This is a genomic window from Apilactobacillus apinorum (assembly GCF_001281175.1).
Taxonomy (GTDB): Bacteria; Bacillota; Bacilli; order Lactobacillales; family Lactobacillaceae; genus Apilactobacillus; species Apilactobacillus apinorum.
In genome coordinates this window covers 212,407-229,591 of record NZ_KQ440396.1, presented here as the reverse complement: position 1 = coordinate 229,591, position 17,185 = coordinate 212,407, and the positions used below count along the sequence as shown (strand labels likewise).

Annotated in this window: 17 protein-coding genes; 15 read left to right on the top strand and 2 right to left on the bottom strand. The window is 32.4% G+C overall.

The genetic code is table 11. The features are described 5' to 3' along the window. Window positions 1-178 precede the first annotated feature (178 nt). The 7 genes from RZ74_RS03830 (at window position 179) to RZ74_RS03800 (ending at window position 6,524) form a co-directional block, all read left to right on the top strand. Window positions 179-919 carry a DUF6198 family protein gene (locus RZ74_RS03830; RefSeq protein WP_053950132.1) on the top strand — a complete coding sequence of 247 codons (741 nt, stop codon included), beginning with the start codon at window positions 179-181 and terminating at the stop codon, window positions 917-919. Window positions 920-1,084: 165 nt separating this feature from the next. Then, window positions 1,085-1,411, top strand: a complete 327-nt coding sequence (locus tag RZ74_RS03825) for a hypothetical protein (protein WP_187291394.1) — start codon at window positions 1,085-1,087, stop codon at window positions 1,409-1,411. Window positions 1,412-1,482: 71 nt separating this feature from the next. Next, the gene (gene prmA / locus RZ74_RS03820; RefSeq protein WP_053950131.1) at window positions 1,483-2,367 is read left to right on the top strand and encodes a 50S ribosomal protein L11 methyltransferase; all 885 of its coding nucleotides are present in this window, start codon (window positions 1,483-1,485) and stop codon (window positions 2,365-2,367) included. Window positions 2,368-2,370: 3 nt separating this feature from the next. Further along, window positions 2,371-3,114, top strand: coding sequence for a 16S rRNA (uracil(1498)-N(3))-methyltransferase (locus RZ74_RS03815; protein ID WP_053950130.1), 744 nt, complete (start codon window positions 2,371-2,373; stop codon window positions 3,112-3,114). Between the two features lie 44 nt (window positions 3,115-3,158). Beyond that, the gene (locus RZ74_RS03810) at window positions 3,159-5,387 is read left to right on the top strand and encodes a RelA/SpoT family protein (RefSeq protein ID WP_053950129.1); all 2,229 of its coding nucleotides are present in this window, start codon (window positions 3,159-3,161) and stop codon (window positions 5,385-5,387) included. A gap of 12 nt (window positions 5,388-5,399) precedes the next feature. Continuing rightward, window positions 5,400-5,846, top strand: coding sequence for a D-aminoacyl-tRNA deacylase (gene dtd / locus RZ74_RS03805; RefSeq protein WP_053950128.1), 447 nt, complete (start codon window positions 5,400-5,402; stop codon window positions 5,844-5,846). A gap of 45 nt (window positions 5,847-5,891) precedes the next feature. Next, window positions 5,892-6,524, top strand: coding sequence for an HAD-IA family hydrolase (locus RZ74_RS03800; protein ID WP_053950127.1), 633 nt, complete (start codon window positions 5,892-5,894; stop codon window positions 6,522-6,524). Here RZ74_RS03800 and RZ74_RS03795 read toward each other — a convergent pair. Continuing rightward, a complete protein-coding gene (locus tag RZ74_RS03795; protein ID WP_053950126.1) occupies window positions 6,510-7,355 on the bottom strand; it encodes a fructosamine kinase family protein in 846 nt (281 codons plus the stop codon). The genes RZ74_RS03800 and RZ74_RS03795 overlap by 15 nt on opposite strands. A 348-nt stretch (window positions 7,356-7,703) precedes the next feature. Between RZ74_RS03795 and hisS the strand changes: the two genes are divergently transcribed. The 7 genes from hisS (at window position 7,704) to RZ74_RS03760 (ending at window position 15,964) form a co-directional block, all read left to right on the top strand. Beyond that, window positions 7,704-9,002: a histidine--tRNA ligase gene (hisS, locus tag RZ74_RS03790; protein ID WP_053950125.1), complete on the top strand. Its 1,299-nt coding sequence runs from the start codon at window positions 7,704-7,706 to the stop codon at window positions 9,000-9,002. 18 nt (window positions 9,003-9,020) lie between these two features. Further along, on the top strand, window positions 9,021-10,796 hold the full coding sequence (gene aspS / locus RZ74_RS03785; protein ID WP_053950124.1) for an aspartate--tRNA ligase: 1,776 nt from the start codon (window positions 9,021-9,023) through the stop codon (window positions 10,794-10,796). A 90-nt stretch (window positions 10,797-10,886) separates the two neighbouring features. After that, entirely contained in the window at window positions 10,887-11,765 is an 879-nt protein-coding gene (locus tag RZ74_RS03780; RefSeq protein ID WP_053950123.1) for a YitT family protein, read from the top strand. A 79-nt stretch (window positions 11,766-11,844) separates the two neighbouring features. After that, window positions 11,845-12,996 (top strand): CDP-glycerol glycerophosphotransferase family protein, encoded by a 1,152-nt coding sequence (locus tag RZ74_RS03775; RefSeq protein ID WP_053950122.1) that lies wholly within the window; start codon window positions 11,845-11,847, stop codon window positions 12,994-12,996. A 16-nt stretch (window positions 12,997-13,012) separates the two neighbouring features. Continuing rightward, window positions 13,013-13,822 carry an ABC transporter permease gene (locus RZ74_RS03770; protein WP_053950121.1) on the top strand — a complete coding sequence of 270 codons (810 nt, stop codon included), beginning with the start codon at window positions 13,013-13,015 and terminating at the stop codon, window positions 13,820-13,822. 23 nt (window positions 13,823-13,845) lie between these two features. Beyond that, the gene (locus RZ74_RS03765) at window positions 13,846-15,069 is read left to right on the top strand and encodes a CDP-glycerol glycerophosphotransferase family protein (RefSeq protein ID WP_053950120.1); all 1,224 of its coding nucleotides are present in this window, start codon (window positions 13,846-13,848) and stop codon (window positions 15,067-15,069) included. Beyond that, window positions 15,059-15,964, top strand: a complete 906-nt coding sequence (locus RZ74_RS03760) for a deoxyribonuclease IV (protein ID WP_083437162.1) — start codon at window positions 15,059-15,061, stop codon at window positions 15,962-15,964. The genes RZ74_RS03765 and RZ74_RS03760 overlap by 11 nt, the downstream gene beginning before the upstream one ends. Before the next feature lie 22 nt (window positions 15,965-15,986). On the opposite strand, the gene RZ74_RS03755 is transcribed toward RZ74_RS03760, so the two are convergent. Continuing rightward, the gene (locus tag RZ74_RS03755) at window positions 15,987-16,799 is read right to left on the bottom strand and encodes a pyruvate, water dikinase regulatory protein (protein ID WP_053950119.1); all 813 of its coding nucleotides are present in this window, start codon (window positions 16,797-16,799) and stop codon (window positions 15,987-15,989) included. Between the two features lie 184 nt (window positions 16,800-16,983). Here RZ74_RS03755 and rpsU point away from each other — a divergent pair, with 184 nt between their 5' ends. Next, window positions 16,984-17,178, top strand: coding sequence for a 30S ribosomal protein S21 (gene rpsU, locus RZ74_RS03750; protein ID WP_034530758.1), 195 nt, complete (start codon window positions 16,984-16,986; stop codon window positions 17,176-17,178). Window positions 17,179-17,185 lie beyond the last annotated feature (7 nt).

Genomic DNA, 17,185 nt, shown 5'->3' with positions numbered 1-17,185 from the left:
TGATATTTATAAATATTAGTTTAAATATCTTGTCAAAGCTTGATTTGTAAAAGGTTTTAGATGGTTTTGAAAAGTTTGTGCTAATTTTAACTAAGTTATTAGTGGATATTATATATAATAATAATAGATAAAAGTTTCACAAATTAAAATTATTTAGGAATAAAGGAGTATTGTTATCATGCAAATTAATGGAAGTGCTAACAAAACTAAAAGAACTATTTCATGGACTAGTGCCATCATTTACTTTTTAGTATCTTTGATTATTAATTCAATGGGGAATGTATTAACATTAGTTACTAGTGCAAAAATTCATCCAGCATTCTTAGGATCAGCATATTGGACTGCTGCGGAAAATAACCTAGGTTTTGCCGTTCTAGGTAATGGTAAATGGGTATTATTCTGGGCATTCTTTGGTTTAGGTATGCTAATTACAGTGCTAAATTCTATTTTAGTTGGTAAATGGAGCTGGAGTAGAGTTCTTGGAAATGCTGCATTCTTAGGACCATTCTCATTACTAATTAATTACTTCAACGGTATTGTTACTAACTGGTTACCAGATGCACATGGTTGGTTAATGACAGTTTTATATGTTCTATTAAACTTTGTTGGTGTTTCATTTATTGCGATTGCAATTTCAATTTACCAACGTGTTAACATTGCTTTACATCCTGCAGATGACTTAATGCAAATTTTAAGATTCAAATACTGTAACGGAAATGCTTCAAAGGCAATGTGGTTCTCATACATTCCACCTACATTAATGGCAATTGTTGCTATTATCATTACTCATCAATTTAATAACTTCGGATTAGGAACACTATTTGCGTTCTTCTTCCAAGGTGGAATTACTGGAATTGCTGATAAACATATCTTTAAAAAACTAAAGCATCAAGCAATTGATGTTGGTGAAGTAAAATAAAATAGTAAAGCGCTGAGTTCTTTCTAAATATTGAAATTTCAGCGCTTTTCTTTATTCTTTTATAGGTAGACAATTGGTCAAACTTAATATAAAATTTATATAGAATGATTTATGGACAGATTTATGCTTTATTAAATAAATAATAAGAAAATGGAGGTGTTAATAATGCTTAATCGTACAAAGAAGTTTTTGAGAGATAATGGATACTATTACAAAAAGACTTATATTAGACCATTACTTACTCCTGATAACGTTTATGTATTTAGATTCGGAAAGAAAAACTTGGATAATCGACTAATCATTAGATACGGTCATAAGTGGACTGGTAGACAAAAAATTAATGAAATTGACTTAAGACTTCATAAACAAAAACATCCTCGTATTTTCAAAGATGAAAATTCACTAATGTTGTATTTGGAATCACACTTACAACAGCATGAGGAAAAATTGAAACAACTTAAGCTGCAAAAGGCACAAGCTGAGTCTAAGTAATAAGTTAAATTAACGGAGTGTGTCCATATGGATGCACTTTTTTTGTAAAAAGTTAACAGGGGAGTTTAGCAATGGAATGGACAGAAATTTCAGTATTAACTAATGATGAATCACAAGACGCTGTAATTAACATTTTAATGGAGTTTGGATCGTTAGGAGTGGAACTTGATACTATTGATAAGGACACGTTAAGTATTAATTCTTATTTTCCAGAAGATTTTGACATTGAATCAAAGGTTCCTGCTATCCAATCAAGAGTTTCACAGTTGTCAGAATTTGGACTAAATCCAGGTAAAGCTGAAGTGATTACTAAAAACTTGAATGATGATAAATGGAACTCTGAATGGGAAAAGTATTATCATGCTAAGAGAATTACTAAGTTCTTAACCATTTCACCTGTTTGGGAAAACTATATCAAAGAATTTGATGGTGAATTGGTAATAAAATTGGATCCTAAAAAAGCTTTTGGAACTGGTGTGCATCCAACAACCGTTTTATGTTTACAAGCGATTGAATCTGTAATTCGCGAGAATGAAAGCATCTTAGATGTTGGTACCGGTTCAGGTGTGTTAAGTATTGCTGCAAAGTTACTTGGTGCTGGAGAAATTAGTGCTTATGACTATGATGACGATGCTGTAGATTCAGCTAAGAAAAACGTTGCTTTAAATGGATTTGAAAATGACATATTTGTCGATAAAAATAGTTTATTAGATGGAATTTCTAAGAAAGCAGATATTATTCTCGCCAATATGTTACCAGAAGCAGTTTTACCATTAATACCACAATCTATTAATAACATTAATGAAGGTGGAAAAATCATTATTTCTGGTATCATTAAAGACAAGTTAACAGTTACGCTAGAAACTCTAGAAAATAATCAATACGTAGTAGACCAAGTATCTACACTGGGAGATTGGCGAGGAATTATTGCTCATTTAAGAAGGGACGACGAATAATTTATGCAACATTATTTCACTGATGAAAATTTAAGCGTTAATCAAACGTTTCAAGTGAGCGATGATATCGCACATCATTTTATGTCTGTTCTAAGATCTGGTGAGGGTAATCAATTTGAAATTGTAGATGCTAGTCACCAACTTTTTATAGCTGAAATTATAGATGAAGAAAATAATACCGCTAGTGTAGTTAGTCAAAGAGAATCAGATGTAGAACTACCCATTCAAGCAACTATCATTTGTGGCTTGCCAAAAAAAGAAAAGGCAGAACTAATTGTTCAAAAAGCAACAGAGCTAGGAGTTAGTAAGGTTATTTTTGTTCCTACTGAATGGGCTATTGCAAAATGGAAAAATAAAGCTGATAAGAAGATTCAAAGATTAGCTAAAATTGCTAAAAGTGCTGCTGAACAATCACATCGAAATGTGATCCCAGTAGTTGAATACATTAATTCATTAAAGGAATTGAGTGAGATTGAATTTGATCATAAATTAATTGCTTATGAAGAGTCAGCTAAGCAAGGTGAAAAGTCCGATTTAATTAAAACTATTGAAAAGACTAATGATGGAGAAACAATCGCAATGTTTTTTGGTCCTGAAGGTGGAATATCTCCAAAGGAAGTAAGCTTTTTAAGTGAAAAAGGTTATCAAACTTGTGGATTAGGACCTCGCATCTTAAGAACCGAAACAGCTCCATTTTATTTTCTATCAGCATTATCAGTATGTAAGGAACTAAATTTATATAATTAGTGATAAAATAAATGAAATAAACGATTGGAAGAAGGTTTTTGGAAATGTCTGAACATAAGATTTGGTCTAAAGAAGATCTATTTAACGAAATTTCCAGCTACATGAATAAAAAACACGTAGCGATTGTAAAAAAAGCATACGAATTTGCGTCAATCTGTCATAAAGACCAGTTTAGACAATCCGGTGAACCTTATATTGTCCACCCAATTCAAGTAGCAAGCATTCTAGCGACTTTAAGAATGGATCCAGAAACTGTTAGTGCAGGATTGCTACATGATGTCGTTGAAGATACAGGTGCATCATTAGAAGATATTGGTGAATTATTTGGCAATGATATTGAACTAATCGTTGATGGGGTTACAAAGCTAGGTAAAATTAAATACAAATCAAATCAAGAACAATTAGCAGAAAATCATCGTAAATTGTTGTTAGCAATGTGTAAAGATATCCGTGTCATGATTGTTAAACTTGCTGACAGATTACACAATATGCGTACACTAAAACATTTGAGACCAGAAAAACAACGTCGTATTTCAAATGAAACTTTGGAAATTTATGCTCCGTTAGCTGATCGTTTAGGGATTGGTACAATTAAGTGGGAACTAGAAGATATCTCACTAAGATATTTGAATCCTCAACAATATTATCGAATTGTTCATTTGATGAATTCTAAGAGAAATGAAAGAGTTTCATATATTACTGAAGCAATCGATGAAGTTAACGCTCAAGTAAAGCAAATGGGTCTAAAGAATGTTCAAGTATATGGAAGACCTAAGCATCTATATTCTGTTTACAGAAAAATGGTTACCAAGAAGAAACAATTTGAACAAATTTATGACCTATTGGCAGTTAGATGCATAGTTGATTCAATTAAGGATTGTTATGCTGTTTTAGGAGCAATTCATACTAAATGGTCACCAATGCCCGGTAGATTTAAAGATTATATCGCAATGCCTAAGGCTAATATGTATCAATCTCTTCACACTACGGTTGTCGGACCTGGTGGAAGACCTTTAGAAGTTCAAATTAGAACTAAAGAAATGCATCAAATTGCTGAATATGGGGTTGCTGCTCATTGGGCATACAAAGAAGGTATGACTGATGAAGTTAAGGAATCTACCGATAATAACCGTTTGAACTGGTTTAAACGAATTATCGAACTTCAAGAAGACACCGATAATGCTTCAGAATTCATGGATAGTGTAAAGGGAGATCTATTTGGTGATCATGTTTATGCATTTACCCCACAGGGAGATGTATTAGAATTACCTAAGGGTGCTGGACCATTAGACATGGCCTACTTAATTCATACTGATGTTGGTAACCATACAGTTGGTTCTCGTGTAAATGGAAAAATCGAACCACTGGATTATCAGATTCAAACCGGAGATATTGTCGAAATTATGACATCGACCAGTTCTGCTGGACCTAGCCAAGATTGGATTAGTTTGGTTTCAACTAGTCGTGCTAAACATAAGATTAGACAATACTTTAAATCTCGTGACCGTGAGAAAAATGTTAACGCTGGAAAAGAAATATTGATGAAAGCTATTCGTGATGCCGGATTTGATGTAAATAGCGTTTTAACTAAAGAAAATCTTGATCGAGTATTAAAAAATACGTACTACAATCAAGTTAATGATATGTACGCAGAAATTGGGTTTGGAAATAAACAACCTAATGGAATTGTTAACGTTTTAACTTCTGATATTAGGGATGAAAAAGAACGTCAAAGAATTGAACAACAACAAAAAGACATTTTAGAAAATCATCAAACAATTGATAATTCCACTGATGATAGTAATAAAGTAAGTAAGAATAAAAAGCCTTCTGATGGAATTGTAATCGAAGGGGTAGACAACTTACTTGTAAGACTAAGCCATTGTTGTTCACCTGTTCCTGGAGATAAAGTAGTTGGATATATTACCAAGGGACGAGGAGTCTCAGTTCATAGAAGTGAATGCCCAAATATTCATGATGACGATGAAAGATTAGTGAGCGTTACTTGGAATATTTCACCAGACAACCATGCTTTCTTTAATGCTAATGTAGAAGTACAAGGTTATAACAGAAGCAATATTTTAAATGATGTTATTAAAAAAGTAAGTACAGTTTGTAAGCAAATTAACTCTGTTGAAGGAAAAGTTGATCACGATAAAACAGCTACCATTTCCTTGAAATTAGGTGTTAAGAACCTAGAACAACTGGATATGATTATTGATCATTTAAAGAATGTTGCTGATGTGTACGTTGTAAAAAGACCATTTATGTAAGGGGAAGTTCTGATGCGAGTTTTACTACAAAGGGTTGCTAATGCAAGTGTTTCAGTCGATGAAGAATGTATTGGCCAAATTAATCAAGGATATTTATTATTAGTTGGTGTTAAGGACACTGATACTAATGAAGACATTGATTACTTGGTAAGAAAGATTACTAATCTAAGAATATTCGCTGATGACGAAGGTAAAACTAATCTAAGCCTTAAGGATATTGATGGAGATATCTTATCAGTATCTCAATTTACTTTATACGCAGATACAAAGAAAGGTAATCGTCCATCATTTGTAAAAGCTGGAAAACCAGATTTTGCATCAGAGATGTATGATAGATTTAATGAAGAATTAAGACAGGCTGGTAATCATGTTGAAACAGGAAGTTTTGGCGCTGATATGCAAGTTAACTTACTTAATGATGGACCATTTACAATCTTTTTTGACACTGAAAACAAATAAAAAGAGCTTATTAAAGCTCTTTTTTAATTAGGAGAATATATTGATATGAATATGATTTTTGACTTTGATGGAACCGTAATGGATACATATCCAATTATGGTTGAATCGTTTGTGGATGCATTAATTCAATTAAAGGTTGATGATTTTGAAATCGATGATTACGAAATTAATCAGATAATGAGAAGACATTCTGTTGCTACTTGTTTACAAAAATATTCCGCTCACTTTAATCTTAGTGAAGATATTTTAGCTGATTATTATCATAAAAATGAAAGCAATAATATAATTGATGCTAATCTATTTTTAAACGTAAGTCAGGTTTTAAATAAGAATATCGAAAACGGTGGAAAGAATTTTATCCTTACACATCGTGATGATGTAGCTATTAATCTATTGAAAAAACATTCTATAGATAGTTTATTTACTGAAATTGTTACCAAAAATAATCATTTTAAGCGTAAACCAGATCCTGAATCTTTGAATTATCTTATCGATAATAATAAATTAGATAGGGAAAATACTATTATGGTTGGAGACCGTAAATTAGATATAGATGCAGCACATAATGCTGGAATTAAGGGATGCTTATTTGATCCAGATGCGATGATTAATTCCACTGGTAATCCTGAATATAATTTCAATAATTACTACGATTTATTAAATTCAGAATTGATCTAGTATGGAATTGACAGATGGAAGATACATTTGTCCAAACATTACTAAATGAGCTGTTAGATAGTATAGTTGATAATACTTAATTCTGCGTTGCCAACCTTCATCAAGTGGAAAACTTTGGTTGTATGATTCATAAAAATCAGAATTAAAACCACCGAAAACAGTACTTACCCCGATATCAAATTCTCTATCACCATAGAAAACATCTGGATCAATTAAAATTGGTTCGCCTTCAACAAAAGAAAAATTACCACTCCAAAGATCACCGTGTAAAAGGGATGGAGCGCTTTCGTGATTTTTCATATCAAATTTAAAAGAGTCAATAACATTATTGAATTTATCAATCTCATTACTGTTAATTAATCCCTTGTCAATTGTCATTTGAATAAGAGGAGATAATCTTTGATTAATAAAGAATGATGACCAGTTATCTTGCCAATGGTTATTCTTAGGAATCTTTCCTAAATCGAAATTATGGTCTAAACCATAATTAGGTCCAATATCTTTATGAACGTTAGCGAGAAGTTTACCTAATTTATTCTGATCACCAATGGGGGATAAATCTAACCAATTTTGGATAAGATAACCATCACCATTAATTTCACCATAAGCAATTATTTGAGGTGTTAAACATCTCTGGTTCAGTTTGTTAATTCCTTCAACTTCATGTTCAAAGAACTGTTTTCCTCTATTTGGTTGAACTTTCATAAAATATTCTTTGTCGTCAGCAACGATTGAATAAGAGTCATTTATATCACCGCCACTAACTGAAGAAATTTCAGAAACATTTTTAAATGGTAATTGTTCTAACCATTCATTTGACAATTTACCCATAAATATCACCTCGAGGGCATTGTACAATTTATTTTTTGCTTCGTAAACATTTGAGTTCTTGACTTTTTTATTAAATTACATTAATCTGAAACATGAATAGAATAGTTGCTGATGAAGAAAAGAAAAGTACGGATTTATTTCGAAAAAAGAGAGCGTTAGTTTTGGTGAAATAACGACGAATTGAGTTCGGAAAGACACTTTTTAGGCTAATGGTTTTATACCATTCGTTATTATACGTTACATAAGAGTTAAAAAAAGGTGGTACCGTGCTTTTTGCGCCCTTGTCTAAATATTTTTTAGACAAGGGCTTTTTTATCAGTTTATAAATACGTTATCGGAGGGATTAACATGCGATATCAACGTCCAAAAGGAACCGCAGATATTTTGCCAGGTGAATCAGAACAATGGCAATTTGTTGAAGAAACAGCAAGAATGCTTTTTTCAGATTATAGATATCAAGAAATAAGAACACCAATGTTTGAAAGCTTCGATGTTTTTTCTAGAACATCAGGTGAAACTTCTGATATTGTTACAAAGGAAATGTATGATTTTTATGATAAAGGTGATCGTCATATTACCTTAAGACCTGAAGGAACTGCAGGGGTAGTAAGATCATTTGTAGAAAATAAATTATTCGGTCCAGATACCCCTAAGCCAGTTAAGATGTTTTACATGGGACCAATGTTTAGATATGAACGTCCACAATCAGGAAGATTAAGAGAGTTCCATCAAATTGGGGTAGAAGCATTCGGAAGCGAATCACCTCAACTAGATGTTGAAGTGATTTCAATGGCTGTTGATTATTTAAGACATCTAGGAATAGATGATTTAAGAATTGCAATTAATACCTTAGGTGATAAAGAAACTAGAGCTAACTATCGTCAAGCACTAATTGACTACTTAGAACCTCACTTTGAAGAATTGAGTGACGATTCAAAGGAAAGATTACACAAAAATCCATTAAGAGTTTTAGATAGTAAAGCTCCAGAAGATCAATTAATTGTTGATGGTGCGCCATCAATCTTGGATTATTTAACTGATGACGCCCAAAATCATTTTGATAAGGTTACTAGAATGCTTGATGGTTTAGGCATCAAATATGACGTTGACCATACAATGGTACGTGGACTAGATTACTATAACCACACTATCTTTGAAATTATGGCTAATGCTAAAGAATTAGGTGAAGGATACACAACAATTTGTGCTGGTGGTCGTTATGACGGCCTAGTAGAAGAATTGGGTGGACCACAAATGCCAGGTGTTGGATTTGGTTTAGGAGTAGAAAGACTTCTATTACTAATGAACTCAAAGAAATTTGTATTTCCTAACTTTAACGCATTAGATGCGTACGTAGTTGGTATTGGTGAAGAAGCCAGCTTAGAAGCATTTAAAGTTGTACAAGCATTAAGAGATAATGGATTTTCTGCAGATAAAGATTATTTAGATAGAAAGCCAAAAGCTCAATTCAAGAGTGCTGACAAGCTAAATGCCAAGTTCACTTTAACTATAGGTGAAAAAGAATTAGAAAATAATACCATTCATTTGAAGAATATGGCAGATGGAAAAGAAATTACTGTCGGAATTGACGATGTTAAAACTCGATTTGCTGAATTGTTGAATGAATTTGATTCAGATAATTTATAAAATAAGGAGAGATATGATATGAACCGAACAACTTATTGTGGTTTAGTAGATGAAAGCTTCTTGAACCAAGAAATATGTTTAGATGGATGGGTTGCTAAGCGCCGTGATCTAGGTAAATTAATCTTTGTTGATTTAAGAGATACTAAAGGAATTGTGCAACTTGTTTTCAGTGATAAAAATAGCGCAAAAGCATTAGAAATTGCAGATCAACTAAGAAACGAATATGTAATCGAAGTTAAGGGAACTGTAGTTGCTAGAAATGAAAAAGAAGTTAATACCGAAATTAACACTGGAAAAATTGAAATTGCAGTTTCTGACGTTAAAATTCTAAATAAGTCAGAAAACCCTCCATTTGATATTAAGGATGATATTACAGCTTCTGAAGAAACTAAGCTAAAATATAGATATCTTGATTTAAGAAGACCCGAAGTTCAAAAGGGAATTATTTTAAGAAGTAAGATTACTCAAGCAGTTCACCAATACTTTAATGAAAATGGATTCGTAGATATTGAAACACCAAACTTGACTGTTTCAACACCAGAAGGTGCACGTGATTACTTAGTACCATCACGTTTATACCATGGTTCATTTTACGCATTACCACAATCTCCTCAATTATTTAAACAACTACTAATGGGATCTGGTTTCGATCGTTACTACCAAATCGCTCGTTGTTTTAGAGACGAAGATTTACGTGGTGATCGTCAACCAGAATTTACACAAATCGATATGGAAACTTCATTCTTAAATGCAGAAGACATTCAAAAGTTAACAGAAGGTTTAATCGTTAAGGTAATGAAGGACACATTAAACATTGATATTAAAGCACCATTCAAGCGTATTACTTGGCAAGAATCAATGGACCGCTTTGGTACTGACCAACCAGATGTTAGATTTGGTATGGAATTAAAAGACTTATCAGATATTGTTAAAGATGTTGATTTTAAAGTCTTTAGTAGTGCAATTGAAAACGGTGGTAAAGTTAAAGCTATTGCTGTCCCAGGCGGTGCTGATAAATATTCTAGAAAAGATATTGATAAGTACGCTGCATACATTGAAAGATTCGGCGCTAAAGGATTAGCTTGGATGAAGGTTACTGATGAAGGATTAACTGGTCCAATTTCTAAATTCTTTACTGATGACCAAGTTGTTTCTCAATTATTAGAAGCTACTGAAGCAAAATCAGGTGATTTATTACTATTTGCCGCCGATCGTGAAAAAGTTGTTGCGGACACACTTGGCTACTTAAGATGTGATATTGCAAAAGAATTAGATATGATTCCTGAAAATGAATTCGATTTTCTATGGGTTGTTGATTGGCCATTGTTTGAATATGACGAAGGAATTGACAGATGGGTTCCAGCTCATCATCCATTTACAATGCCAAATGAAGGTGATGAACATTACCTAAACGATGGAGAAGACCCACATAAAGCACATGCTCAAAGTTACGACATTATCTTAAATGGTTTGGAACTTGGTGGTGGATCAATTCGTATCCATACTAAAGAACTACAATTGAAGATGTTGAAAGCTTTAGGATTTACAAGAGAAAGTGCTCAAGAACAATTTGGATACTTCTTAGACGCATTAGACTATGGTTTCCCACCTCATGGTGGTCTAGCTATTGGTCTTGATCGTTTTGCTAGATTATTGGCCCAAACTGAAAATATTAGAGATGTTATTGCATTCCCTAAGAATTCTAAAGCAACTGAACCAATGACAAATGCTCCAGCACCTGTATCTAAGAAACAATTAGACGATCTTGGCTTAGAAAGCGAAGACGAAATTTAATATCAAAAAAGGCTTCCCATTAGGGGAGCCTTTTTTTAATCACTATTTGTGTTATACTATTTTCATATTAAATGAGAGGTAATGAGACGTATGGACGATGTTCAAAGGATTTGGAGAAGACATCAATATTTAGCAAAAGCTTCAACAGCCTTCATGTATGGAATTATGATTTCCATTGCCATGAACTTTTTTTGGACACCTGGAAAAATTTATTCATCTGGTTTTACCGGGTTATCACAATTAATTAATACACTTTCAGAAAGATTTTTACCATTTGCTATATCGCCATCAATTGGCTTGTTCTGCTTAAACATTCCATTCTTTATCTTAGCTTGGAAGCAAATTGGGCATCAGTTTACCTGCTTTACTATCTTAACTGTCTTTCTAGCCAGTTTTATGATTAAATCACTTCATCCAGTTTATTTAACCAATGATCCTATGATATGTGCAATCTTTGGGGGAGTGGTTAATGGTTTTGGTACTGGTATGAGTTTGAAAAATGAGATTTCAACGGGTGGTTTAGATATTTTAGGAATCGTTATCCGTAGAAAAACAGGTCGAAGTATTGGAACAATCAATATTGCTTTCAATATCTTTATTATTACTGCTGCGGGATTCACTTATGGTTGGCCATATGCTTTCTACTCAGCGATTGGGATTGTGGTTAACGCTAAAGCAATCGATTTTGCTTATACTAGACAACAAAGAATGCAGGTGTTGATTGTTACTGATCATCCCAAAACGGTTATTGATAGTGTTCAAAACCATATTCCTAGAGGAATTACTATTATTCATGGTGCAGAGGGTGCTTACCAACATGACACTAAGACCATTTTGTTTACAACTATTTCTAGATATGAAATGTCGGAATTACAAGAAGCGTTGGATGAATCGGATGAGCATGCATTTGCTAGTGTGACTGAGGCTTCTACAATATTAGGGCATTTTTATGAACATAAACTTGAATAATAAAATAAATTTTAATTATTAATTATGTTATAATACTGGATTGTGTGATAGTTTTATTAAAATTTTGGTGGGATATGTTTTGAAAGTCATATATATATGTTTAATTAGATTGGTTTCATTAATTTGTTTCTTTAAGAAGAAGCAAAATGTAATTTACATAATGAGTTTTGATAATAATTTAGGATTAATTAAATCGATGGCGAGAAAGATGCCAAAAGATAAGACCCTTTATGTTTATTATGAGGCTTCGAATGAAGCTGCTGCTACAGATTTAGCAGCATATGGTATTAAAACAGTACAATTTCAAGAAGGCCTTAAGCTAATAATGGATTTAATTCCAAAAATAATGGCAAGTAATGTTGTTTTTTGTGATAATTACTTTCCGTTTATGGGTGGAATCGTAAAATCCAAAAAACTAAAGGTTGTTCAGTTGTGGCATGCAAATGGTGCTATTAAGAAATTTGGCTGGCAAGACCCATCAACAAAAGACAGAAGTAACTCTGATAAGCGAAGATTCCAAAAAGTATATAATAGTTTTGATGAATATGTTGTCGCCTCTGAAACCATGGGACACGTATTTGAAGAAAGCTATCATGTCTCATTTGATAAGATGCAAATGATGGGATATCCTCGATCAGATAGACTTTTTAAAGATAAATGGCTTCAAATTGCTAGAAGAAGAGTTTATAGCTTTGCACCACAATTAAAGGATAAGCGAGTTATCTTATACGCGCCTACATATCGAGATGACGGACAATCATTTAATCCGCCTAAGGGATTAATTAAGGCTCTGTCTAATGATGAAAATGCAATGGTCGTAATTAAATTACATCCATTGTTGCGTGATATTGAAAGTAAGTTACAAGAAGAAACAAAATGTCCAAACGTTTTATTCTGCAATCAACTTTCTACGACTGATTTGTTGGCTGTAACTGATACGTTAGTAACCGATTATTCTTCTGTAGCGTTTGATTATTCATTACTACCAAATGCACACTCATTGTTATTCTTTATGTTTGATATTGAAAAATATAAACAAAAGCCAGGATTACAAGAAAACTTGTTAAATTGGTTACCAACTAATCCAATTAAAACATTGGATGAATTGAAGTTAGCAATTAGTGAAAATAAGAAAACTGATTTCACTAATTTTAACAATCATTGGAATAAATATAACGACGGTTTTGCTACGACCAGAGTTATTGATAAATATATAAAAACTTTAAAGTAAAGGAAGTGTGATCGACTTGAAGGAAGTCATTACATTAATAAAAGAACAAATTGAAAATTTACCAATCATGTTTAGAGTATCTAAATATGAAGACAAATCTGACTACCAAAGTCATTATTTAGGAATTATCTGGGCATACCTTTACCCAATTATTCAAATTATGATTTATTGGTTAGTTTTCGGTGTTGGATTGAAAAAGGGAACTTCTGGAAGTGTTGACTACCTAACTTGGATGGTTATCGGTATTACTCCATGGTTCTACATGAACAGTGTAACTTTAGATGCCTCAAAGAGTATCTACCAACAAGTGGGAATGGTATCAAAAATGAAATTCCCTGTAAGTGTATTACCTTCAATTAAGATTCTTACTAACCTAAGTTCTTTCTGGGCAATGCTTGCTTGTTCAATTATTCTTGGATACTTAAAGGGTGGAGTATTACCTAACATATACTGGATCCAATGGATTTACTACTTCTTTGCAATGATTTGCTGGTTATTAGCATTTGGAATCTTTAATTCAACAGTAACTATTTTGGTTCGTGATTACAGAATTTTCTTACAATCAATTATGAGAGTTCTATTCTATATGTCTGGTGTGCTATTTAACTTTGAAACTAATGCATTCCCAGCATTCTTTGTTAGATTCTTACAATTAAACCCATTTTTCTACATTGTTTCAGGATTCAGAGAATCAATGTTAGGTGAAGATTGGTTCTGGCAAAAACCTATGTTGATGCTTATTTTCTGGTTAATGGTATTATTCTTCCTATTAATCGGTTCACATCTACATTACAAGTTTAGAGCAAGATTCGTTGATTATATTTAATATAAAAGGATTGAACGTTTTTTATGATGAAACTTAAAAAGAAAATAGTTAAATTAATAAAAAAATCAATCAGAAGATGTTTGATTCTTATTAATAATTTCTTGATTATTTTACCGGTTAAGAAGAACTCTGTAGTTTTCGAAAGTTTTCAAGGTAAGGATATAAATGATAACCCAGCAGCGATTTATCAAAAATGGGTTGAATTATATCCTGAATATAAAAATATTGCTTACTTTACTGTGAGAAAGTCCGAATATAAGACTTTCAGTAAGTTATACCCAGATGTAAAAATCGTTAAACGATTTATGCCAAGATGGGTTTGGGCAATGGCTAGAGCCAACTTTTGGGTTTTTAACTCAAGAACACCCAAGTGGTGGAACAAAAACAAGGGAACTGTTTACATGCAAACTTGGCATGGAACTCCTTTGAAAAAATTAGGAACAGACATTGAAAATGTTATGATGCCTGGAACTGATACAGAAAGATATAAAAAGAACTTTACTGAAGAAGCTAATCGTTGGGATTATTTAATTGCGCCAAATCAATACTCTAAGGATATATTTAAAAGAGCGTTTGGCTTTAACAACAAGTTTTTAGATATTGGTTATCCTCGTAATGATGTTCTTTATTATGATAATAACGAGTTACAAATCAGTAAGTTAAAGAAACAATATTTAGGTAGAGATGACGTAAGAGTTATTACTTATGCTCCAACATGGAGAGATGATAACTATAAGCGTAAGGGAGTTTATAATTTTGAATTGCCTTTCAGTTTGGAAGAGTTTTTTAACAATGTTGATGAAAATACATTCCTAATTTTACGTCCACATTATCTAGTAAAAGACTTTATTGATATCACTGGTTATGAAGATCGTGCATTTATCATGGTAGAAGAAGATATGAGTGATATCTATCTAATGACAGATTTATTGATTACTGACTATTCTTCAGTAATGTTCGATTATGCAAACTTGAAGAGACCAATGTTATTTTACGCTTATGATTTAAATCACTATGAAGATGACATAAGAGGTTTTTACTTCGATTATAGAAGTGAATTACCAGGACCTGTTGTAGAAGAAGAAAATGATTTCTATAATCAAATTCGCATTTTCACTGAAAGTAATGAATACGAAGATTATGTTGAAAAATACGATAAATTTTATGATAAATTCTGTGGATGGGAATCTGAAAATTCTTCAGAAGAATTTGTTAAAATCATGAGGGGGATTAATAATGGAAAGTAAGTTTTTAATTGGTTCACATGTAGGTATGAGCGGTTCAACTATGTTTTTAGGCTCTGCTAAAGAGGCTGACAGTTATGGCGAAAACGTATTTATGGTATACACTGGTGCACCTCAAAATACTAGAAGAAAACCAATCGAAGAACTACGTGCTGACGATGGAAAACAATACATGAAAGAGCATGATATATTAGAAACAGTTGTCCATGCTCCATACATTATTAATCTAGGAAATATTACGAAGCCTCAAAATTTCGAATTTGGAATTCAATTTTTACATGATGAAGTAAAACGAGCTGAAGCAATCGGTGCATCTCAAATCGTATTGCATCCAGGGGCTCATGTAGGTGAAGGTGCTGATAAAGCAATCGAACAAATCGCTAAAGGACTTAATGAAGTAATTGAACCCGATCAAAAGGTTCAAATTGCATTGGAAACTATGGCTGGTAAAGGTACAGAAGTTGGTAGAACATTTGAAGAAATCGCTCAGATTATGGATGGGGTTACTTTGAATGATAAATTGTCAGTTACTTTTGATACTTGTCATACTAATGATGCAGGATATGATGTCAAAAATGATTTCGATGGAGTATTAAATGAATTTGATCATGTTATCGGATTAGATAAGATTAAAGTAATTCATTTGAATGATTCTAAAAATGATTTTGGCAGCCATAAAGATAGACATGAAATTATCGGTCTAGGAACAATTGGTTTCGATGCTCTTAATTACATTGCTCATCATGATTCTCTTGTGGATGTTCCTAAAGTGATGGAAACACCAGCTGTTGCTATTGAAGGAACTAAGAAAAAAGTATCTCCACATTATTTCGAAGTTAAAATGCTAAAAGAACAAAAATTCAATGATTCATTAATGAATGATATTTTAAACCAATAAAAAAAGAGCGTAAGCTCTTTTTTTATTTATACGAATCAATATTTAAACTTTCCATGATAATTGTAGCTGTTTCTTCGATAGATTTGTCATGGACGTTAATTATCAAACAACCCAATTGTTTGTATAGCTTATCTGCATATTTTAATTCTGCATTTATATTGTCTGTACTCGAATAAGGTGTTTCTTCCTCAATACCATATGATTCCATTCTAGTTTTTCTGATCTTTTGAATATCAGCGGTATCACTGGTTAATCCAAAAATCTTTTTAGAATCAACATCAAAGACTTCTTTTGGTAGTTGAAGAGTTGGACCGATTGGAACGTTTGATACTTTCAATTTTTTATTAGCTAAATATAACGAGAGTGGTGTTTTAGAAGTTCTAGAAATACCGAGAATAACCACGTCAGCTTTTGTTAGATTTTGTGGATTGCTGCCGTCATCATTTTCTACTGAAAATTCCATTGCTTCAATTCTTTTAAAGTATTCATCGTTTAGGTCGTGAACAAGACCAGATACTCTTTCTGGACTGCTGCCAAGTTGATTACTAATCGCCTTCATTGGTCTTTGTACACAATCTACATTTTGAAGATTGTTTTCAGAAGCAAAATCTTCTATTAGTAAACTTAAATGAGCATTGACTAGAGTATGAAAAATAACGGCATTTTTTTCTTTTGCAATTTTTAAAATTCCAACTAGCATTGATTCTGTTGTTATGAATGGGTATCTTTCGTAAGAAATATCAGCAGAATCAAATTGTGCTCCAGCGGTTTTTGCTACCTGCATTGCAGTTTCTCCACTGGAATCAGAAATAGCAAAAATATTAATATGCTTCATTTTTAATCACTCCTTCATAATTCAAATATATTATATCAAGATTATATGATAAAAGTGTGCTAGAAATTAAAATGTAATATTGACGTTAATAATATTGTTTTGTATAATTATTAAGAACAGTTTTAATAACTAAAAAATAAAAGATAACTGTTGTATTTCGAGCTCGGAGGGAGGGAATTTTCATATGTCAAAAACAGTCGTTCGTAAAAACGAATCTCTTGATGATGCTCTTCGTCGATTTAAACGTACAGTTTCTAAGAACGGTACTTTACGTGAATACCGTAAACGAGAATTCTACGAAAAACCAAGTGTTAAACGTAAATTAAAATCTGAAGCAGCAAGAAAGCGCAACAACAAGAAAAAAAGCCGTCGCTTTTAATTACTAA